At 39.7% G+C, this 21,976-nt stretch carries 24 protein-coding genes; 8 read left to right on the forward strand and 16 right to left on the reverse strand.

Translation table 11 applies throughout. The features are described 5' to 3' along the window. The gene (locus tag FC27_RS06505; protein WP_010624556.1) at positions 1-390 is read left to right on the forward strand and encodes a tautomerase family protein; all 390 of its coding nucleotides are present in this window, start codon (positions 1-3) and stop codon (positions 388-390) included. Here the strand turns inward: FC27_RS06505 and FC27_RS06510 are convergent, their stop codons facing one another. Next, a complete protein-coding gene (locus tag FC27_RS06510; RefSeq protein ID WP_010624557.1) occupies positions 391-1,257 on the reverse strand; it encodes a LysR family transcriptional regulator in 867 nt (288 codons plus the stop codon). A 103-nt stretch (positions 1,258-1,360) separates the two neighbouring features. Between FC27_RS06510 and FC27_RS06515 the strand changes: the two genes are divergently transcribed. The 4 genes from FC27_RS06515 to FC27_RS06530 all read left to right on the forward strand — a co-directional run bounded on the left by FC27_RS06515 (position 1,361) and on the right by FC27_RS06530 (position 4,558). Continuing rightward, the gene (locus tag FC27_RS06515; RefSeq protein WP_010624558.1) at positions 1,361-2,383 is read left to right on the forward strand and encodes a YeiH family protein; all 1,023 of its coding nucleotides are present in this window, start codon (positions 1,361-1,363) and stop codon (positions 2,381-2,383) included. Between the two features lie 127 nt (positions 2,384-2,510). Then, positions 2,511-3,347 carry a mechanosensitive ion channel family protein gene (locus FC27_RS06520; RefSeq protein ID WP_010624559.1) on the forward strand — a complete coding sequence of 279 codons (837 nt, stop codon included), beginning with the start codon at positions 2,511-2,513 and terminating at the stop codon, positions 3,345-3,347. Between the two features lie 103 nt (positions 3,348-3,450). Next, positions 3,451-4,098, forward strand: coding sequence for a nitroreductase (locus FC27_RS06525; protein ID WP_010624560.1), 648 nt, complete (start codon positions 3,451-3,453; stop codon positions 4,096-4,098). A 10-nt stretch (positions 4,099-4,108) separates the two neighbouring features. Then, positions 4,109-4,558 carry a MarR family winged helix-turn-helix transcriptional regulator gene (locus tag FC27_RS06530; RefSeq protein WP_010624561.1) on the forward strand — a complete coding sequence of 150 codons (450 nt, stop codon included), beginning with the start codon at positions 4,109-4,111 and terminating at the stop codon, positions 4,556-4,558. A 48-nt stretch (positions 4,559-4,606) separates the two neighbouring features. Here FC27_RS06530 and FC27_RS06535 read toward each other — a convergent pair whose 3' ends face one another. The 12 genes from FC27_RS06535 to FC27_RS06590 form a co-directional block, all read right to left on the reverse strand. Then, positions 4,607-5,113, reverse strand: a complete 507-nt coding sequence (locus FC27_RS06535; RefSeq protein WP_010624562.1) for a DUF2798 domain-containing protein — start codon at positions 5,111-5,113, stop codon at positions 4,607-4,609. Between the two features lie 176 nt (positions 5,114-5,289). Then, positions 5,290-6,144: an alpha/beta hydrolase gene (locus FC27_RS06540; protein WP_010624563.1), complete on the reverse strand. Its 855-nt coding sequence runs from the start codon at positions 6,142-6,144 to the stop codon at positions 5,290-5,292. Between the two features lie 49 nt (positions 6,145-6,193). Further along, complete coding sequence (locus tag FC27_RS06545) at positions 6,194-7,495, reverse strand: MFS transporter (protein ID WP_010624564.1); 1,302 nt, start codon at positions 7,493-7,495, stop codon at positions 6,194-6,196. Between the two features lie 125 nt (positions 7,496-7,620). Further along, entirely contained in the window at positions 7,621-8,664 is a 1,044-nt protein-coding gene (locus FC27_RS06550) for a zinc-dependent alcohol dehydrogenase family protein (protein ID WP_010624565.1), read from the reverse strand. 146 nt (positions 8,665-8,810) lie between these two features. Continuing rightward, entirely contained in the window at positions 8,811-9,476 is a 666-nt protein-coding gene (locus FC27_RS06555; protein ID WP_010624566.1) for a flavodoxin family protein, read from the reverse strand. 203 nt (positions 9,477-9,679) lie between these two features. Continuing rightward, positions 9,680-9,955 carry a type II toxin-antitoxin system RelE family toxin gene (locus tag FC27_RS06560; RefSeq protein ID WP_010624567.1) on the reverse strand — a complete coding sequence of 92 codons (276 nt, stop codon included), beginning with the start codon at positions 9,953-9,955 and terminating at the stop codon, positions 9,680-9,682. Next, complete coding sequence (gene relB / locus FC27_RS06565; protein ID WP_029508177.1) at positions 9,936-10,163, reverse strand: type II toxin-antitoxin system RelB family antitoxin; 228 nt, start codon at positions 10,161-10,163, stop codon at positions 9,936-9,938. The genes FC27_RS06560 and relB overlap by 20 nt, the downstream gene beginning before the upstream one ends. A 121-nt stretch (positions 10,164-10,284) precedes the next feature. Then, complete coding sequence (locus tag FC27_RS06570) at positions 10,285-13,080, reverse strand: cation-translocating P-type ATPase (protein WP_050901061.1); 2,796 nt, start codon at positions 13,078-13,080, stop codon at positions 10,285-10,287. 206 nt (positions 13,081-13,286) lie between these two features. Beyond that, the gene (locus FC27_RS06575; RefSeq protein WP_010624570.1) at positions 13,287-14,138 is read right to left on the reverse strand and encodes an aldo/keto reductase; all 852 of its coding nucleotides are present in this window, start codon (positions 14,136-14,138) and stop codon (positions 13,287-13,289) included. 147 nt (positions 14,139-14,285) lie between these two features. Beyond that, on the reverse strand, positions 14,286-15,029 hold the full coding sequence (locus FC27_RS06580) for an SDR family oxidoreductase (RefSeq protein ID WP_010624571.1): 744 nt from the start codon (positions 15,027-15,029) through the stop codon (positions 14,286-14,288). A 37-nt stretch (positions 15,030-15,066) separates the two neighbouring features. Then, complete coding sequence (locus tag FC27_RS06585) at positions 15,067-15,714, reverse strand: NAD(P)H-binding protein (RefSeq protein WP_010624572.1); 648 nt, start codon at positions 15,712-15,714, stop codon at positions 15,067-15,069. 22 nt (positions 15,715-15,736) lie between these two features. After that, on the reverse strand, positions 15,737-16,594 hold the full coding sequence (locus FC27_RS06590; protein WP_010624573.1) for an aldo/keto reductase: 858 nt from the start codon (positions 16,592-16,594) through the stop codon (positions 15,737-15,739). A gap of 114 nt (positions 16,595-16,708) precedes the next feature. On the opposite strand from FC27_RS06590, the gene FC27_RS06595 reads away from it, so the two are divergent. Both FC27_RS06595 and FC27_RS06600 read left to right on the forward strand, forming a co-directional pair. Further along, positions 16,709-17,584, forward strand: a complete 876-nt coding sequence (locus tag FC27_RS06595) for a LysR family transcriptional regulator (RefSeq protein WP_010624574.1) — start codon at positions 16,709-16,711, stop codon at positions 17,582-17,584. A 35-nt stretch (positions 17,585-17,619) separates the two neighbouring features. Continuing rightward, on the forward strand, positions 17,620-18,168 hold the full coding sequence (locus FC27_RS06600) for a TMEM175 family protein (RefSeq protein WP_010624575.1): 549 nt from the start codon (positions 17,620-17,622) through the stop codon (positions 18,166-18,168). Between the two features lie 49 nt (positions 18,169-18,217). Here the strand turns inward: FC27_RS06600 and FC27_RS06605 are convergent, their stop codons facing one another. Then, the gene (locus tag FC27_RS06605) at positions 18,218-18,793 is read right to left on the reverse strand and encodes a TetR/AcrR family transcriptional regulator C-terminal domain-containing protein (protein WP_235699641.1); all 576 of its coding nucleotides are present in this window, start codon (positions 18,791-18,793) and stop codon (positions 18,218-18,220) included. 124 nt (positions 18,794-18,917) lie between these two features. Between FC27_RS06605 and FC27_RS06610 the strand changes: the two genes are divergently transcribed. Beyond that, positions 18,918-19,763, forward strand: a complete 846-nt coding sequence (locus FC27_RS06610; protein WP_010624577.1) for an NAD(P)H-binding protein — start codon at positions 18,918-18,920, stop codon at positions 19,761-19,763. Between the two features lie 35 nt (positions 19,764-19,798). Here FC27_RS06610 and FC27_RS06615 read toward each other — a convergent pair whose 3' ends face one another. Next, positions 19,799-20,551, reverse strand: a complete 753-nt coding sequence (locus tag FC27_RS06615; protein WP_010624578.1) for an alpha/beta hydrolase — start codon at positions 20,549-20,551, stop codon at positions 19,799-19,801. 84 nt (positions 20,552-20,635) lie between these two features. Next, positions 20,636-21,799, reverse strand: a complete 1,164-nt coding sequence (locus FC27_RS06620) for an MFS transporter (protein ID WP_010624579.1) — start codon at positions 21,797-21,799, stop codon at positions 20,636-20,638. Positions 21,800-21,976: the final 177 nt, after the last annotated feature.

The raw sequence follows: 21,976 nt of genomic DNA on the forward strand, positions 1-21,976 counted from the left end.
ATGCCAATGATGAAAATCGACATGTACAAAGGACGCAATAAAGAACAGATCAAGCAGATCTTAGATATCGCTTATCAAGTTTCGACCAAAGAATTCCACTTACTGCCCCATGACCGCTATCAAATCGTCACGCAACATGATCCCGAAGAAATGGTCATCGACGACGTAGGACTTGGATTCAATCGCAGCCAAGACTTCTTGATGTTCAGCTTAACTTCCAGCCCACGGACACGTGAAGAAAAAGAGAATTTCTACAAGAATTTAGTGGCCGAGCTACACGACCAGACTGGCATATCGCCTGAAGACGTCATGATCAATATTACCCCAAACACCAAGGAAGATTGGAGTTTCGGTAATGGCGAAGCACAATTTTTGAATGGTAAGCTTTAATCAACGTTCAAAAACATCTTTAACAATATTTTCATACGTTGCAGCAAAATAACTATTTTTCAAAAAGACTAGGTTAATAGGATGTAAGATTTGAAATCCTTGAAGATCTAGTCTTTTTAGTTTGCCTTGCCTTAACTTCTCTTCCACTAAGGAACGATAAATAAAACTGATGCCACGGTTTTCTTCCAGCAACTGCACGATAACAGTTGGACTGGCGATCTCAACGATATGCTCAAAGTCATTGATCCGATAATTCTGGGTACCGAGCCAATGTTCAAAGATCTCCCGACTACCAGAACCTGGTTCACGAACAAAGATATTCTCTTGGAACAATTGATCGATAGTTGGATGCTCGAACTCCACTTGGTTATTGGCAACACAAATGAAGTCTTCATTTTGAAGGAAGATCGAGTCGAATTCCTTTTTATCAAAATTACCCTCGACTAAGCCAAAATCGATCTTACCTTGACGGAGCTTTTTTAAAATCTGGTCAGTATTGTTGATCTCTGAAGTAACGATCTTGGACCTGCCTGACAATTGATGAATGAATCTCGGCAATAAAGTCGAACTCAATGACAAGGTGCAGCCCATTTTCAGGTGACTTTGTTCATCGTCTTGCTGCAGATTATCGAGAAATTTTTGACTTTCGATATCTAATTGATTGACGAATTTAGCCAATTTTTGACCGCTGGCAGTCAGCCTGATTTTACGTTTCGACTTATCGACCAAGACTAAATCCAGTTCGCTCTCTAAGGAATTTATTTGTTGTGAAACAGCAGGTTGCGTGATGAATAAACGATTAGCCGTTTCCGTATACGACCCAGTTTGCGAAAGCATCGCTAGAGTTAAAAAGCGTTTATCGAGCATAGTTTCCTCCTTATATAAGTTTTGCTTATGTTAAAATAACAAATTCTAATTTTTACTTATGGTAATTTTATAATACTATTTTAATTACGCAAGGAGGGACAATATGTATTTAAAATTATTTGAACGGGGATTTTACTATGCGCTAGCGATGACCCTAGTCTGTTCGCTACTAGGGACAGTTTTAGGAGGTCTGCCCTACCTCTCGATCATTGGCGCACTGGTGATATCATTGATACTGGGCATGCTGTTTCAATTTTACCGCCCAGCTATCGATAAAGCGGAAGTTGGCATTGGCTTTATCTCCAATAAATTTTTACGTTTAGGAATCATCTTGCTTGGTTTCAAGTTGAACTTGATCGACCTAGCAAATGCTGGTGTCAAAACGATCCTAGTAGCAGTGGTCGTGGTGACTGGCGTGATCATTTTAACTTATAACTTGGCCCGCAAATTCGGCGTCAGTAAGCAACTGGCAATTTTGACCGCTAGTGGTACGGGAATATGTGGTGCCGCCGCCGTCATGGGTATCTCGCCACAGATCAAGGTCGACAAGAAGGACGAGAAGGCTAAGCACAACGACGAAGTTTTGGCCGTGGCCATCGTGGCTATTTTAGGGACCGTCTTTACCTTAATCGAGATTGGTCTGAAGCCTTTATTGCACATGTCACCTTCTCAATTCGGTATCATGGCTGGAGGCTCATTGCACGAGATCGCCCATGCAATCGCAACTGGTGGGGCTGGTGGTCCAGTCAGCCTTGATACAGCTATCATCACTAAGCTATCGCGGGTCTTGTTGTTAGCCCCAGCAGCTTTGATCATTGGTATCTGGTATCAACATTCCGAAAAGAAAAATAACAATGGTGCCAAGCAAAAGCTACCTATCCCTTGGTTCATGGCTGGATTCATCTTGGCCAGCATCATTGGGACTTTCGTTCCGATGTCACAAGGAGTGCCCGACTTATTAGTTAAGCTGGCTTACTTAGTACTCGGTATGGCAATGGCCGCCCTAGGTATGACTGTGAATTTCAAGGCTTTCTTGAGTTCCGGTAAAAATGCTGTTGTCGCAGCCTTTTCAGCCTCGGTGATCTTATTAGTCTTCATGATCATCGTCAGCAAAATTTTCTTTTAATTATTTACTCAATGACGTCAAAGTAGCGTCATTGGGGACTTTTTTTGAGTAAAAACGTAATTAGACTGGTTTCAAGCCTGTGCTGTGATACGATAATGTAAAAGATTTTAGGAGGAGACTACTGCCGTTGAAGTCATTCAATATTTTTAAAATCGTTCAAAAAATGTTTTCTAAGATCGACTGGGAAGCTTTAGCTGAACACGTCACGACCGTTGTTTTGCAACTAATTTTCTTAACAATCGTCTTGTTATTGATCAATTGGATCGGCAAGAAAGTCATTCGACATATCTTCAATAACAACTGGCGCCCGACAGCTAAGATCCCGCCAAAGAAACTGAACACCATTTATACCTTAGTTTTGAACGTCTTTAAATATGTTCTGTTCTTCTTTTGGATCTATGCCGTCTTGTCGGCTCTAGGCATCCCTGTTGGCACCTTGATAGCCGGGGCTGGGATCTTCAGTTTGGCGATAGGTCTTGGAGCCCAAGGTTTCGTCTCTGATATGGTCAATGGTTTCTTCATTTTGATCGAGCAACAGATCAGCGTCGGCGATATGATCAAGACCAACAATATCGAAGGCCAGGTCACTTATGTCGGGATTAGAACGACTCAAGTCAGAAGTATCGACGGAACACTCAACTTCATCCCCAATCGAAATATCACTAGCGTCAGCAACAAATCCCGCAACGATATGCAGGCAATGATGGAGATCCCAATTTATACCAGCGGTCCGATCGACAAGATCACCGACATCGTGACCGATATCAATCAAGGGCTGGACATTCAAGCCCTGCAGATCACTAAACGCCCTTACATCGTTGGCTTTTCCAACCAAAACGATGGCACCTTAGTTTTACAAGTGGCAGCCTACACTAAGCCAGGCGCCCAATTTCAAGTTAGAAATGACTTATTAAAACAATATTTAACGGCTCTCAAAGCAGCCAAAATAGACTTACCTAAGTAGAAAGATGGCAAATTCGATAAAAAGAATTAGCCATCTTTTGCTTTTTAAAATAAATATTTGTATTATGATGAGTTTAGTAACTCACAACAAGGAGGAAGCAACTATGGAATTTGAAAAAGTTGTTAAATCAAGACACTCTGTCAGAAATTTTACCGACCAAGCCGTGAGCAAACAAACTATTTGTGAGATAATCGAAATCGCACAACAATCGCCTTCTTGGTTCAATTCGCAACCTTGGAAAGTTTATGTAGCGATGGACAAATTACTCGAAAACATCAAAACTGAATGCTCGAAGAACAATCGGGCCAAAAAACCTGCTGAGCCTGATTTTCCCGTGATGGATCGCAATGAATGGAATGTCCGGACGAAGGCAAATATGGAGAAGTGGCGTCACGATATCGTTCATCATCTGTCTGACTTTGACGATACGCAAAATGAGGCGGGGCTATCATTGTACAATGCGCCGGTCATTTTATATTTGACTATCCCAAAAAATTCTTCGCTCTGGTCGGTCTTTGATGCTGGCTCGTTTGGCCAGACTATCATGTTGACGGCTAAGGACATGGGTCTAGACACGTTGCCGAATTACAATAGCGTTCGTTTTCCTAAAATCGTTCGTCATCAATTGGGCATTCCTGACAGTGAGACTTTAGTCGTGGGAATCTCGTTGGGATACGCCAAGGATGCCACGCCTAACACGCACTCGACAGGACGTGCGACTTTGGACGACGTCTTAAAATTCAACAATTAGGAGGAATATATTGAAATATCAATTTCCGAAAAAAATAACTGACCAATTGGCCATCGTGGCAGAAATGCAAACTACCTACTTAGCAGCTCGCCTGCAAAAAATCGATCTAGATTTGCCAATGTCGAAACTGCTTCGCCAGATTGCTGACAACCCTAATATTTCTGAGGGAGAAATCGCTGAAGCAATCAATTTTCAACCTGTGTCAATTTCGCATATGGTCGATCAACTCGAAAAGCGGTCTTTAGTGGTCAAGGTGACGAATTTAGTCGACCAACCTGATGTCCAAGTCAGCTTGACTGCTGATGGCGATATCGTGATGAAAAAGGTAACCGAAATATCGAGCGACTTGACCCGCTTGATCAGTCCTTGCGTTGAAGGCGAGGGAATCGTCGACATTTATACTTATTTCAAATTACTTAAAGAACAACTTCAAGTCCTAGACATTGTCGAAGACGAATAAAAAATAGCACTGAACTCGGATGAGTTCAGTGCTATTTTGATATCTCTCTTAAACTTCTTCTTCGATTGTTTCGGCTTCAGCTTTCTTGCTGGCAGCTTTTTGCATTCTTCCCAATACTTCACGAGCAATTGGTCCAACAATCAATAGCTGCAATGGCAAAGCAACAATCAAGTTGAAAATCCAAGTATGACCATAAGTAGCTAAGACATGTCCATTAGTCAATTCACCTTCAACGGCGATACCGAAAAATGACATCAAGGTAACCATACCTAAAACCATCAATACTGAAATAGTGATACCGATCAAAACGGTCTTTTTCTTCATATATTCATTGATGATATATTTGAAAGCCAATCCTTTTGCAATTGGTCCAACGATCAATAGATCCAAAATAATGGCAACAAATAGACCTAGTGGATAACCTTTTAGAATTGCTAGCGGTAAATCAGCACTGATCCCCTGTGCCATAGCAACATTATATCCAGTCATTACCAGCACCATCAATCCAGCCATGATGGCAGTAAAAACAATCTCTTCTTTTAAATTACGTGGCATATTTCGCCCTCCTATGTTTAGTGACAGAGTTTAAATATAGCACGTTAAAAATTTCTTCATAAGTTACATTTTGATTACAATTTTATAATAGCGCTTGCATTGAAAAACCGGGCGTGACTTTAAGTTCAATAACCTAAAAAAATGATGCCATTAATTTTGGCATCACTTTTTTTCTCTTAAAATATTTTCTTAGCATAATGTTCAAACTGTTTACCACTTGACTGTGGCGAATGACTACCACTTTTTTGCTTATAGTATTGGAGATTATCATGATTGAATTCAGGTAATTTCCACATTGCTTCTATTTGGGGAGTCATCGAAATACTGGTGCTGTCATTTACACCAACAGCTGCCATTATTTTAAATGGCAAATTGGGTTCCACTTGTTCAGCCAATTTATCAGCCGTTCTTTTAGTAGCAACGATCCCGCCATCTTCAGTGATCGTCCAGCTATCCCCTGCCATTGGCAAGAAACTACTGAAGTAATTTAAATCATTTTCGAAAACGTACCATGTGGTGATAGCACCCATGGAAAATCCTCCAAAAGCTCGATGTGCACGTGATTGCTTAAAGCCATTGCTATCAGCGGTTTTGGCAAAGGTATGATACTTTTGTTCAACTGCAGGCATCAGATCTTCAGTTAATTCTTTTTCAGCAAAAGCTTTGTTTAAAGGTCTATCTGGATAATAATCAGAACTGACGAATTTTCTGCTTGGATAGTAGGTTGGAAAAACGACGATGGTGTTTTTCAAATCGGCATTACGATCCAAGCCATCCAGAATTTGTTGGAAATTGCCATCTTGGTAAAAATCGTCAACTGCTTCAGACGAGCCATGCATTAAATATACGATGTCATGTTCCTTTTTGTCATCGTAATTTTTTGGTAGATATACCAAAGCTTTCTTTGAGTATTCTTTATGCTGATAACTCGTTTGATAGCTGATGGTCTCAGTCGTTCCTTGATCATCTTTTTCTGATTGCGAATCACGGTCCTTATCAGACTCGTTACTTCTAAAAATCAAAGCTGACATCAAAATCACTCCTAACAATATGACGAAAATATATTCATGTTTGAGCATATCAATTTTTGCTGACTTTGAGGATCCCTAATGAACAGAGCAAGGAAATCCCAACTATCACAGTTATCCAGATCATCGCATGATCAAATGAAAGATCTGGAGCTTGATACTGACTTACCAAGGCTACCACTACTGACAAGCCGACTGATCCACCAATTTGATGGACAGTGTTGACGATACCTGAAGCTGATCCAGTCATTTCTGGTGTCGTATTGGCAACACCAGACACAGTTATTGGACTAAGAGAAAATGCCTGTCCAATACCGACTAAGACCATTGGAATAGCAATCCCGACCCAATAACCAGCCTTGATACCAATTATTGCGGTCGCTGCAACACCAACGAAAGTAATGATCATTCCAGTGACCAATAATCTCGAATTACGTACCTTAGCCGACATTCTTGTTTCAACCGCTGCAAATACGAATTGCGGAATAGTTTCCGGCAAGAAACCAATCGCTGACATCAAAGGACTGAAGCCATAGACACGCTGCATCGCTAAAGGAGTCAAGAAGAAGTAGGTGATTGCAAATCCTAAATAGGTAAATCTTGCCGCATAGGCAAAACTACGTTCACTATTCCTGAACAATGATAATGGCATGATTGGCTCCGCAGTTCTTTTTTCTTGAAAGACGAAGAACGCCAAACTAATTATCGCCACGATCAAAGATAAAAGTCGATAATCACTCCCATCAATACTGTATACCAAAGCTGAAACTCCGACGACTGAAAAAATAGTTCCTAGAATATCGATTTTTTCAGCATAGGTTTTTCCTGATTTGAGGTACTTCAGAGATAGTAATAGCATCGCGATACCAATTGGGAAATTTAGGAAGAATCCAACTCGCCAAGACCAATAACTGGCAATTATCCCTCCGATAACTAAACCGAAACTGGAGCCAAGACCAGCTGTAGCTCCGTAATATCCGATAGCTTTAGTCCGCATCGTTCCGGAATAATTATCCATCAACAATGCTAACGTGCTAGGAGCCAAAATCGATGAACCGATTCCCTGAACGGCCCGCATTGAGATGATCATCGTAGCATTCGTTGCTAATCCAACGAACAAAGAACTGATACTGAAGATCAATAAACCTATTAAGTATACTTTTTTCCTACCGAAAACATCCCCTGCTTTACCTGAGAATAACAGTAAACCACCGAACGTTAAGGCATAAGCATTTGTTATCCAAGACAATGCTTGGTTGTTAAGAGATAAATCATTAGCAATTTTTGCCGTACTAGTAAAAATAATCGAATTATCCAAAATAATCATAAAATACGTTAAAAGGATGATCGGCAATGCTATCCCAAATTTTTCTTTTTTGATTGTTACTCCTTCTTTCTAAGTCAAATTTTGAATTTTTGCAAAAAAAATAAAAACTTCAACTTTCGTCAAAGTTTTTAAGCTGCTATCAAAAATTTTAATTATTTATCACTGACAATAATCAATGATTTAATTGCAGTACGTTTATCCATAGCTTCATAAGCATCTTGAATTTGATCAAGAGTAAATCTCTTAGTGAAGATTTTGCCAGGATTGATTTTGCCCTTCAATACAGCATCTAAAAGAACATTTTTGTCATCTGTCGTAACGGATGCAACTCCTCCACGAAGTCCGATGTTCTTCCAGAACAAATTGTTAGTATTCATTTCGGCTTTTTGAGGAACACCGACACGTCCAACGATTGCGCCTGGGCGCCCAACTTTAACAGCTGTATCAACAGATTGTTCAGTTCCAACACATTCAAGAACTGCATCAGCGCCGTTGCCATCAGTCAATCCCATGACTTTTTCGACAGCCTCGTCGCCACGCTCAGCGATAATATCTGTTGCGCCAAATTCTTTGGCTAATTTTTGTCTATCTTCATGACGACTCATTGCAATGATACGTTTGGCACCACGCAACTTAGCTGAGATCACACCTGAAAGTCCAACACCACCATCACCTAAAACAACGACAGTATCGCCTTCTTTTACTTCAGCACTAGCAGCTGCGTGATAGCCTGTTGCCATAACATCAGCCAATGCTAAGAAACTATTGAGCATCTCATCCGAATAATCTTCAGGTTGACCAGGTATTTTTACTAAAGCCCAGTTAGCATTGATGAATCTCAAGTATTCGCCTTGGTAACCACCGTTGCCGCCGGCTTCTTTATTCATACAATCTCCGTCAAATCCTGCTAAACAAGCGGCACAGTGACCACAGCCGTGTGTGAATGGAGCAATTACGAAGTCTCCAACTTTTACATCTTTGACTTCTGATCCAACTTCTTGAACAATCCCGATTGCTTCATGTCCAACAGTTGAACCCTTCTCACGTTTTGAAATACCACGGTACCACCAAAGATCTGATCCACAAACGCAAGCACGAACGATCTTTATGATCGCATCGGTTGGCTTTTGAATTTTTGGCATGTCATAGTCTCTGACTTCCATTTTTCCTGGTTCGATAAATGTTGCTGCTCTCATTTATAATATCTCCTTCAAAATAATTTTTTATTAATACTGATTTTCCTTCATTGGCAAACAAAGTGTAGTTCGATAACCACGTTTTGAAAATTACCTCTTAAACATACTGCTATACATAAATCGTATACTGGTGAATAGAGTGATAGTTATTTTTTTACTTGCTCCACCCAATGTTTGACATTGCTATCAGATTTATCGACTTTGTTGCCATCGACTACTAAAGCCCTTGTAAAGGTATTATCTTTTGATCCTTCTGCAGCTAAAATGTCTTCAATCCTTGAGACGCTATCGCCTTGTCCATAGCCACCTTCAGACATAAAGGGGGCAATTTTTTTACCACTCAGACGACTGCCATATGTGGTTACAAATGAAGTCATCGGATGCGACAATGTCATCGCCCAGATCGGATAACCAAGATAGACCGTCTGATATTGACTCAAATCAGGAACAGCCATGTTTAGTTCTGGATAGTCCTCGTTCTCGCGTTCAGAATTAGCCCGCGATAATGTTTTTTGATAATTGCCTGAATAAGAATCTTTGACGACTATCTCTAAGATATCGGAATCAGTTTGCTCAGCAACTTTACTGGCCAACAATTCCGTACTTCCAGAACGAGAAAAGTAAATGATGATGCTCTTAGCATCCTTGGTCAATTTTCTGGTTGGAGTATTTTGGCTATTGGTATCATTGCCATCTGATGGCGTACCATAACCATTGCGCCATTCGATATTCGATCTAGTCAGTTGATTAGCAGTAATCGATTGCCCATCGATCGTGCCATCACTGCCATTTGATTTTTTTGAAAAATTCATATTTAACAAACCTCCCATTATCGGGATAAAAGTAACCTACTAAGCATTCACTTTTTCACAGTTCGGTATTTGCTTTCTTCCTTTAATTGTTGAATTCAGTATAGAACCCCATGAGCAAGAAAAAAATTACTAAATAAACATGGTAGTATTCGCAATACGTATAGTAAAAATAGCAAAAAAACACCTCATTTGAGGTGTTTTCTCTACTTGTAGATTGTTCTTCTATGTCCAATATTAATTGCTAATACAACTAGTTGAGAATCTTCGATTTCAACAATTATTCGATAATTACCAATTCGGTAACGCCAAAATCCTGCCAGATTGGATTTCAATATTTTTCCATGAGCTCTGGGATCATTTGCACCATCAATATTTAAATAGAGCCATCTAGTTATTAGTACAGCTTGATGACGATCCATTTTTCTAAGTTGTTTGATGGCTTTCTCACTGAAAACTAGTTTATATTTTCCCGAATTCATCCAGCACTTCCTTCATAGAAGTTGTTTCCTTATTACTTTCTAGATAAGCCTTATGGGCAACCTCCGCAACCTGTAAATCGTAGGCATCTTCCAATTGCTCCATCGAATACTTTTTGATCAGTTCTGATAAAGGAATGCCGTAAAAATCAGCCATATACTGGAGCCATTCTTTTTCATCATCTGAAACTCTAAGTGTAATCATAGCCATATTATCACCAGTCCTTTTTGTAAAACATTGTAATACAAAACATTGTGATTCTCAATCTTATTACTTAACACAAAGAAATTACGCTTAACATCAAAAAAAACACCTCCACTGAGGTGTTTTCCTACCATATTTTTATTCCAAATATCTCTTTGATACCTGACAAGATCAACGTTGGCAATGCGGGGATGAACACGAGCATGATGTAGACGACCATTGGCAATTGAGCCGTTCCCATCACCATATTGAAGAATGGGATCGCTGTCACCAAGATCGAGCTGACACTGGCGAATGCCACCGCAGCTAACAAATGTTTATTTTCAAATGGATTTCTTCTGAAGATAGACTTCGAACTTCTGGCGTCGAACACGTGCCATAACTGACCGAATACCAAGGTCAAGAAAGCTACCGTCTGAGCTTGTTGAGCAGTTGCGCCATTCTTAGCTGCCCAAACGAAGGCTAGGTAGACCATGCCACCCATCACCAAACCACGGATCAAGACTCTTGACCAAGTGTGATTTGCTAAAACTGATTCATTCACGTCACGCGGTTTTTCTTTCATAATATCTGATTCGGCAACGTCGTATCCTAAAGCAAACGATGGGATCGAGTCACTGATCATATTGACCCATAAGACCATCAAAGCACTCAATGTCGCCGTCCCTGCTCCGACTTGGCCAAACGATGTCGTCAAGAATAGACCAAACAGTAAAGCTGACACTTCGGCCACGTTAGTCGTTAACTCGTGACGCATGAAGTTCTTGATATTAGCGTAGATCATCCGACCGCTTCGAACTGATTTTTCGATGGTCGTAAATTTATCATCTAACAGTATCAAGTCAGCTGAATCTTTCGTAACTTCAGTCCCGGTGATACCCATCGCGATCCCGATGTCAGCAGCCTTCAAAGCTGGAGCATCGTTAACGCCATCACCAGTCATCGCCACAATTTGTTTCTGTCTTTGCAGCTGTTTGATGATCCGTTGCTTGTGCTCAGGCGTCACCCGAGCATAGATATTAGTTTCTAAAACCAACTTGAATAATTCATCGTCAGTCATATTTTCAATTTCCGTACCTTCGACCACGCGAGCATCCCTGGATTTAACTATCCCCAGGTCATATGCAATTGCTCGAGCAGTCTGTGCGTGGTCACCAGTGATCATGACCACTTCGATTTTAGCATCATTCAAAGTCTTAACTGATTGCTTAACTTCTGGTCGCGGAGGATCGATGATCCCTGCGATACCAACGATAGTTAAGTTTTGTTCCAATTCTTCAACACTAGCAGTTTCCGCTTCTTTTTGAGAAATATCGCGATAGGCGACTGCCAATGTCCGTAAAGCTTTTTTCGCATATCCATCGAAGATCTCGTTGAATCTGTCAGCATTTTTGCTGGAGACCATTTCGCCGTCTAATAATATATTTTGACTATTTTTCAAGAGCACGTCTGGCGCTCCCTTAGTGTAAAGCCGGTATCCTGAGCCCGATTTAACGATCACGCTCATCATTTTTCGAGCACTAGTAAACGGTAAAGTCCGCGTCAATTCACGGTCTTTCAATAAGCCTTCCTTAGTAACGCCAGCTTTTTGCCCTAAAACGTTCAAAGCAATCTCAGTCGGATTACCGAACGGCTTCATTTCGCCGTCGACTTCCTTAACCGCTGATTCGTTACAAAGGACAGCTCCCGCTAGAAAAGCAGAATCGCTGATAACTGACTTATTTGCGTCAGCTTTGATATCTCCAGTGGTTTCGTAACCTAGTCCATCAACCTTATATAAATTAGTTCCGTCGTAATATTCAGTCACCGTCATCTGGTTCTGAGTCAAAGTACCAGTTTTATCAGAAGCAATATATGAAGTACTACCCAGAGTTTCAACACTATTAAGTGACTTGATCAGACCGTTGTTCAAAGCTGTCTTAGTTGCACCGATAGTTAACACGATCGACAGAACAATCGGCATTGCATCAGGAATCGAAGCAACTGCTAACGAGATCGAAGTCGATAGCACAGAACTGATTGAATCGATACTGAAACCACCGGCTTTAATTATCCCAATGACGAAAGTCATTAAGACGATTGCACCGGAAGCCTTCATTAAACTACCAGTTAATTTTTTGATAGTAGTTTGCAGAGGCGACGGTTTCTTGTCGGTATTGTTCAACATCGTGGCGATGTTACCTAATTCGGTGTTTTGACCGATACCCACGATGATCCCGACACCTTGTCCATTAGCGACCGTCGAACCAGAATAACCCATGTTGTTACGGTCAGTCAGTTGAACATCGTCGGAAATCGCATCGATATCTTTTTGGATTGCATCGGCTTCACCGGTCAGATGAGACTCAATTACCTGTAATTCTGAACTCTCGAGCCAACGTACGTCAGCTTCAACAAAGTCCCCCATCTTCACCTTGATGATGTCACCAACAACTAATTCAGCTGTCGGCACCGTTTGCCATTCGAAGTCCCGTAAGACGACGCTGGTCCGGTCGTTCATTTCTTTCAACGCATCCAGACTTTTTTTGGTACTCATTTCCTGGAAAAAGACAATAGTCGCGTTGATGAGCACTAATATCCCAATGGCGATGGCTTCATAGAGGGCCTCTTTACCATGCTGGGAATTATTTTGAAAATTGAAAGCATATAAGGAACTCAGCAATGACAACAGCACTGCACCGAGCAGCACGATGACGATTGGTTCCTTAAAGCCTTTGAGGAAAACTTTCCATAACGGATCTTCTTTTTTCTCCGTTAATTCATTTGTGCCATATAGTTTTCGATTATCGAGGACTTGTTCGTTCGTTAGGCCGCGTTTTGAATCGACTAATAGCTTGTCTAAAACATCCGAAGTTGTTAGTTGATAAAATTTGGTCAGAAAATCAATCCTTTCATTTTGAAAACAAGCCTTAAAAACATTCATTCTAGTAGACAGAATCATCAGAAAAACTTGCAAACAATTTATTTTATATCCCTCTATGTATAAATTTTATCATATATATAATATTAGTTTCAAGGAATAAAATCATATTATAGAAATATAAAATAGATAAAATGATTATAAATCCCACTATAGCAGTGTTATGTAACCTAAAAAAGCGACTAACATTTTTCGTTAGTCGCTTAAATTTATTTTTGAGCTTCAAAATCAACAGGTTGATTAACGTATCTGTCACGATCAGAAGCAGTGGGATGATAAAAGCTTTTGCCTCGATCAAGCATGGCAATCTCGGCCATCTCAGACTCCGTCAATTCAAAATCGAAAATATTACGATTATCCTTGATATGGTCAGGATTAGTCGAACCAGGGATCACGATGAACCCCATTTGAGTGTGCCAACGTAAAATAATTTGCACGCTCGACTTACTATATTTTTCAGCCAGCTTAGCAAAAATTGGTTCAGCCAAAAGACCGCTATTACCGTGTCCCAGTGGGAACCACGACATCAGGCGAGTGCCAATTGGCTTTAAAATCTCTCGAACGGTCTTTTCTGTGAAATAAGGATGAGTCTCTAACTGGATAACTTGTGGTTTCAGTTCCGAACCAGCTAATAATTTTTTCAGGCTATCGCCCTTGAAATTAGAGATCCCGATAGCTCTCAGTTTGCCAGCTCGATAAGCTTCCTCTAATTGATGATAGCCAGTTAGATAGTCACCAACTGGTTGATGAAGGAACATTATATCCAAATGATCAGTGCCCAGACGATCTAAAGTCTTATCGATTGCATCTGGGTCGCCATATTCAGTTGGCCATAACTTCAAGCTTAAAAAGATCTCATCTCGAGGAACTCCGGAGCATTCGATGCCCCGACCGACGCCTCGTTCGTTCAAATAAATGTTAGCTGTATCGATTAGACGATAATCAGCATTCAAAGCTTCAAAGACTTCTTGTTCGGCAGCTTCTGGCGCCATCGCATTAGTTCCGAGACCAATTTTTGGAATAGCAATATCATTATTTAATTTAAAAATTTCTTCAGCCATGATACTTACTCTTTTTTATTTTAATTGTGCGAGGCTGGAGCCAAAGACGTCAAACTTTCTCAAGTTAACGACCGATTTAAATCTGGCTCCCAACCAGCTTAATAGTAAGCGCATATGCTGATTTCTTCAATTAACAAGGATAGAAAATTATCCCAATTGATTAGTTGGACGAATGACGACTTCGTTCCAGGCTGCATCAGCGGGTAAATCGATTGCTTGTTTGATAGTTAAAGCAACACGTTCGACTGGGATGCTATATGCTTCATAGAATTTTTCCATGCCAGCTTTAACTTGTGGGTCAGTAACTGATGACAATAATCCAGTGTTGATAGCACCTGGTGAGACCACTGTTACACGGACATTGTTCTTGGCATCGACCATTTCTTGTCTTAATGATTCGCTGATTGCACGAACGGCGTACTTAGTTGCGGAATATACAGCACTTCCCTGATGTGCTTGATGTCCGGCAACTGATGAAACGTTGATGATATGTCCTGATTTCTGCTTATCCATGTAAGGGATAGCTGCACCGATACCATACAAAGTTCCTTTAATATTAATGTCGATCATGTTGTTCCAATCTTGAATCTTTTTTTCAGACAAAATTGATTGTGGCATGATTCCGGCATTATTGATCCATACGTCAATGCGACCGAATTTATCGATTGCTAATTTTGCCAATGACTCAACTTGATCATCATCAGTGACATCAGTAGATTGATAGACTGCTTGTCCACCTAATTTTTCAACTTTTTCAGATATCTCTTTTAGCAAATTTTCACGACGAGCACCCAAAACTAATTTGGCACCGTCCTTTGCCAATAATTCAGCACTAGCTTCACCAATACCACTTGATGCTCCAGTGATTACAACTACTTTTTCGTCAGCCATATAATTCTCCCTCTGATTTTTATGATTAATTTTTAAATTAATATACTGGTCTTGTTTCGTTCTTTGTTGCTGCGTCAGCAATACCAACTGAATCATTTGCTAAGTATGTTGGATCAGCGATAATCTTGACGATGACATCGGCCATACTTTGACGTGATCCTGAGACACCAACGTATTCTTCATTTTTATGAGTAATGTCATACTTAACTTCGTCACGGTCGTTCAACCATGGGAAACGAAGAGTCGTATATGAGATTCCTGATTCTGACAAAAGCTTGTCTGCATTGATTGCTGCAGGCAGACCACTCTTAACTTGGTTATAATTCCATTCGCCATATTCACCAGGAACTTCGTTATAAATACCTAGCAAGCTAGTTTCAATGATACGTGGTACGTTATTTTCCTTAGCAGCTTTGACAACATTTTTTGTGATCACATTGTCAGAAGTGTGATCAACTGTGGATACATAAATGATATCTTGATCTTTTGCGGCATTGTTTACATCGTCATAGTTGGCAATATCACCGTCAACGATAGTAACGTTCTTTTGATCCTTCAAAGAATCAAGACGTCCACTGTTACGTAAGAACAATGTCAATTCAACATCTGGTTGTTCTTTCAAGATACGTTCTTCAACGATTCTTGCTACTTGTCCATTAGCGCCGAGAATTAATACTTTTGTCATAATATAGTTATCTCCAAAAAAATTATTTTAATTGAGCCAAACTTGAAGCAAAGATTTGTTCAATAGTACTTGGATCGCGGTGGTCAAAGAATTGACTTTCTTTCTTGTCCAATGTTGCCATTGTCTTCATATCGTCATCTGTTAATTCGAAATCAAAGACATCAAAGTTTTCTTCCATCCGGTTCTTGTGAACTGACTTAGGAATAGCAACAATACCACGTTGCAACAACCATCTTAAAATCACTTGACCATTTGACTTGTCGTATTTCTTACCAATATCAGCAATCGTTTCATTAGTGAAGATGTCATGTTTGCCTTCAGCAAATGGTGCCCAAGATTCTACGTGAATATCCTCACCTTGAGCAAATTCAACTTCAGCTTTTTCTTGCATCCAAGGACTTGTCTCGATTTGGTTGATGACTGGCTTGATGTCAGTTGATAGTTCCAAATTCTTCAATTGGTCAGGATAGAAGTTAGAAACACCGATCGAACGGATCTTGCCTTCCTTTTGAGCTTCTTCAAGAGCTTTCCAAGCGCCAATAACATCGCCATATGGTTGATGCAATAAGTATAGATCCATATAATCCAAGCCTAATTTTTCAAGCGAAGTGTCGATGGCCTTTTTAGCTCTGTCGTAGTTCTCGTCTGATACCCAAAGCTTAGATGTAATGAATAAATCTTTTCTATCAATGCCGCTCTTTTTGATAGCTCTACCAACAGCTTCTTCATTTTGATAAGCTGCAGCAGTATCGATCAAACGGTAACCAACTTGTAAAGCCTCTGTGACTGCTTGTTCACATTGATCTAAATCTGGAACTTGGAAAACACCAAATCCCAATTGTGGCATTTCGTTACCATCATTTAATTTAACTGTTTGCATAATATTTACCTCTCTCATTAATTTATAAGTTCATTGTAGTGCCATAAACTACGGTTGAAAATTACTATAAAGTAATGCTACTATGCAGTTGACGTATACTGAGGAGATGAGAGAATGATCGATAACTACCTATTAGAAGAATTAGTTACTTTTTCAAAATATGGCACACTGGCGGCTACCGCCGAGCATTTAGTGGTGACACAGCCGACAGTAACTAGGGGTATGCAGAAATTAGAGGATGAATTAAAAGTCAAAATTTTCAATCGTCAGCCTAACAGTATAACTTTGACGGACACTGGTAAAATTGCTGTAGTCGAAGCTAAAAAAGTCTTAAATCTAAATAAGAATTTGATTCAGACCGTTCGCAAATTTGAACGAAGTCATCAAATCATCCGAATCGGTTCAGTCGCACCGGGTCCACTCATCTTATTGAATCATATAAAAAATGATTTTTCTGAAAATACTGAATTAGATCCTGATATGATCTCAGACGGACAAATCCTAAAAAATCTTCGCACTAACAATTACACGTTGATGATTAGTGACAATGAAATTCAAACCGACGATGTCGAGTCAATTTTCATCGGCAAAGAGAAATTAGAGGTTAATCTCGATAAATTCACCTATTTAGCAAATAAAAAATCAGTCAAATTTGCCGATTTAAAGGGACTTAGTTTCATCGTTTTAAACAATATTGGAACTTGGAGAAAAGTCATCCAAGACAATATTCCTGACGCTAAATTCATGTATCAGGAACAGCCTGATTCGTTCTCAGAAATAACTCGATACTCAAACTTTCCATATTTCAATACGACCATCTCAACTCTTGATTGGCACCAGAATCGTGATAACGATGATCGAGTGCGCATTCCAATCAGTGACGAATCTAGTACGATGGATTTCTTTGCGACTTATTTGAAGACCCAAAAGAAAATTATCGAACCAACTATTAAGCAAATTACTACTGCCTGGGATAATTATTTAAAATAATTTGAACTGTTTCATTACTATAGGGGGATTTCATCATGAATAAAGAACGTTTGGCGGCCTTCACCGATGCCGTCTTAGCAATCATCATGACCATTCTAGTTTTGGAATTGGAAAAGCCTAAAGAACTAAATTGGAACGGTCTCTGGGATTTAAGGACTAACTTTTTCGCCTATGCATTGTCATTCTTTTGGCTGGGTTTTATGTGGCTCAATCATCACAATGCCTTTGAAAAAATTGAAAAGGTAAGCAATTCAACTATTGTCTGGACTTTGGTGATGCTATTTTTTGCATCGTTGTTCCCTTACACAACAAGCATCGTTGCTGGGAACTTCAACAATTCATTTGCTCAAGTATTTTATGGAGTAATCATTATTTTAGTCAGTTTATCAAATATTGCTCTTTCTAATTCCTTGAACAAAGTCAACAAGCAACAATTTAAAGCTCTCTTCGATATTGATAGCCGTGCGGTTGCCATCGACCTCTCAATCAAAGTCATCGGCATCATACTATCAATGACAATTTTTCCACCAGCAGTTATGATTGCTGTATTCATCAACGTAATCGTATTAAGTTTCCTAGGTTAAAATATAAAAAGAGAGGATTCATCCTATTGGAGATGAATCCTCTTTTTTACTAGTTAAAAGCAATCGATTTTCTAAAATCATAATGTTGATAAGCTTCTCTCAAAAAATCCGGCGTTTGTTCATATTGAAAAGTGGCCAATTCTTTTTCAGACAAGCTCAATTTTCCCGAGATCCATTCTTCAAACAACCCCATCATCCCATAGGAATGATATTTGACCTGTAGCATTTGTTTCGATGTTATTTCTTTTCCAGAAAAACTTTCCACAGCCTCAATTGCCGTCTGTTGATTGAACTTCTGAATATAATCTCTGATCGAATTTTGTGAACGCTGCGTGTAAGTCTGTTGGTAAAACTTTTGATGTCGTTTCATTTGAACAAGATTTTCTGTGATGCTCTCGACTGAATAATTGTTATCTTGATCAATATAGATGCTCGAAAAATCTTTTAAAAATGCCCAAGCAACTAATTCATATTTATCATGAAAATGGTAATAAAAAGTTTGGGGGATGGTTCCGCAACGTTTGCATAGATCGACCACCCGAATCTTATCCATCGGGGTATTGATCAACATCTGTTCTAGTTGATTGGCAAATAATAATTTAGTTTGATTTTTTAATGTCATCATCGTTCCTCTATTTATATAAAATTGTTTATTCATCCAAATTTTATACATAATTAATATTTCATCAAATGAATCTGCTCAGATTATGCTTTATATTGAAGCTAAAGATAACAAAGGAGAGATATTTATGAATATATTAGTCACCGGTGCTACCGGAGATTATGGCAGTCATGCCCTTGCATATCTCAAAAAATTTGCTCCAAATGATAATTTATTTGCTTTAGCAAGAAGCAAAGAAAAAGCCCAATCGATCAAACAAGACGGGGTAACCGTCCGCCTTGGTGATTTCTCAGACAAAACTTCGATGGTCGAAGCCCTAAAAGACATCGACCGATTATTGTTCGTTTCAGTGCCAACGCCAGGCATTCAAAAGAACGTCGTCGATGCCGCCAAGGAAGACAACGTCAAGTTCATCGCCTACACCAGCATCTTCGCACCTGAGTACTCTCAATTCGGACTTGAACAAAATCACTCCGAAACTGAGCAATGGATCAAGGATTCCGGCATCCCTTATACTTTCTTGCGCAACAGCTGGTATTTGGAAGTCAATCAAGCAATGTTTGAATACGCTCAGAAAACTGGCAAGTTCCCTTACTTTGCAGGCAACGGCAAAATCGCTCTGACTTACAAGAAAGATTACGCCGAAGCTGGGGCTCGTGCCGTAGCAAGCGGCAAGTTTGGCCCCGTGCTCAACCTCAGCAGTCAGCCCCTGACTTATCGCGAACTTGGACTAGCTACTCAAGAAGCTTTAGGAAAATCAATCGATATCGAGGAAACTTCTGAGTCTGACTTCAATAAAGATTTAGCCAGCGCAGGTATTTCAAGCACCTGGGCGACGATTGCTGACACTTATCAAAAGTATACGAAAAACGGTAATAATGGCCAGGAATCTGCTACGACTGCCGATTTCGAGAAAGCTTTGGGTCATCCGATCACTAAATTATCCGATGCGATCAAAGATATTTTAAATTAGACGTAAAAAGCCAACGATATAATCGTTGGCTATTTTTAATTATTGAGTAGAAAATCGGTTGCGATATCCAAGGCTTCTTGGCGCGAATCGCCTTCGGTAAAACCGTGATCTGCATGTGGCAAAAGGTTCAATTTATCATTTTGATAAACGTCGTCGTAACGTTTGGAGGCGATGTTATCAACTACTTGATCATCCAATCCGTGAACTAAGCAAACTGGTCCTTGGTACTGACGAGCCACTTCATAGATGGGCATAGTTTGAGCGGTCCGGAGATAAAATCCACCTAGAGTAAGTCCTTTTTTGATCGGAAGTTCATCAGGAATATTTTCTGGATCATAGGTAAATCCTTGGGTGTTCCCTTTCAAGGCATCATCTTTTAAAGTAGCAGCTGGTGCCATCAAAACTAGCTTATCGATTTTTTCATGGTAATAGCCAGCAATCATGCTAGCCACGACACCACCTTGAGAATGGCCAAACAAATAAAGCTTGCGAACGACTTTAAGGCTGCAAGCATAATCCAGGATAGCCTTGCCATCGCTGATTTCGTTCAAGACGGTCATATTTTTAAAATCCCCGTCACTTGTGCCATGACCATTAAAGTCAAATCGTAAAGTTGCTAGACCTCTTTTCTCGAATCGTTCAGCCAATTGATACAGCAACTGGTCGGGATTGACCCCTCGATCAGACGTAAAACCATGCATCAAAACGACTAGATCAAATTCAGAAGTATCCGGCTTATTGAAAGTCCCTCGTAAAGTCAGACCATCACGCAAAATTTGCACATCCATAAAAGTAACCTCCCAAAAAAGTAAAAGTCGTAGATTATTCTAATACAAATTTGGACAATAAAAAATGGCAAACCAAGTTTGCCATTAAGCTTTTGCTGCAATAATTTTATTCAATTGTAAGTTGATCAAAAGTGCTCCGACTGCAAAGATCGAACTGCCGATACCGATCATCGATAAGCCAAAGTTACCGACAACTAATGAACCAACAGCTGAACCCAGTGAAATACCAAGATTTGAGAAAACTGGATTCAGTGAAGATGCTAAAGTGATTGCTTGTGGATAAGAATCCTTAGCTGTATTCAAAAAATGGATCTGAATCGGCGAATTGATCAGATACATGATGACTCCGACCATCAACAAGTTGGCGATCCCTAAATATTTGTTTTGCGTAAATAATGGCAAAACTAAGAAAACTAAAATTTCGAACAGATAAACTTTCGGCATCGTCTTCAAGCCACCATGATCAGAGATCCGTCCTGACAATTGATTACTGATAAGTGACGTTACCCCAAAGATGACGAGGAACAGACTCAAACTTTGAGCTGGAAAACCAAGCGTGCCATACATTGGTTGCAAGTAGGTATAAGTAACATAAATAGCTGACATAGCCAAGAATGGCAACAAGATACCAAAGGAAATCCGTGAATCCTTCAAAAGTTCGAATTGACTGCTCAAAGGACTAGTCTTACCCTTGAAATCTTTTGGCAAAGACATCATCAACAAAACCAAAGTGATAAGTCCCATGGCAGAAATAATAAAGAAAGTGATCCTCCAGTCAAAGAATGAACTGATGGCAGTACTCAAAGGTACACCAATAACAGAAGCAATACTAAAACCAGAAAAGATCCAAGAAACCACGAACCCCTGCTTAGATCTCGGTGCAATGACACTGGAGAAAGTCATCGACAAAGAAATAATAGCACCAGCCACCGAAGCCGAAATTACCCGTGAAACGATCAGCATCGTGTAGCTAGTAGCAAATCCACTTAAAGTGTTCCCGAAAAGGAAAATAATCGTCAAAACGATCAATGAATAGTAACGATTGAAATTACCAATCAAAGAAGTAATGATCGGCGTACTAATAGCATAAATAATCCCGTAGGCAGTTACTAGTAGACCAACATTAGCAATCGAAACATGGTAAGTCGCAGAGATATTTGAAAGAATCCCCATAACTAAGAATTCGTTGTTACCTAAGATAAAAGATAACAAAACCAGAATGATAGTTTGTGCTTTGTAGTTACGCATAAATACGCCCTCTTTCCGAGAAACAAAGTCCCCTATTTAATTGTATAAATCACTTAATGACAAAATATTTAGATATCAGTCACCAAGCAAACGAGCACTAATATATCACCATAGGAAAACCAGAGTCAAGACATGAAACTCATAAAAATTATAATTAATAAAAAAAAGTGATAGCAT

The organism is Companilactobacillus versmoldensis DSM 14857 = KCTC 3814, assembly GCF_001434295.1.
In the GTDB taxonomy this organism is placed as follows: domain Bacteria; phylum Bacillota; class Bacilli; order Lactobacillales; family Lactobacillaceae; genus Companilactobacillus; species Companilactobacillus versmoldensis.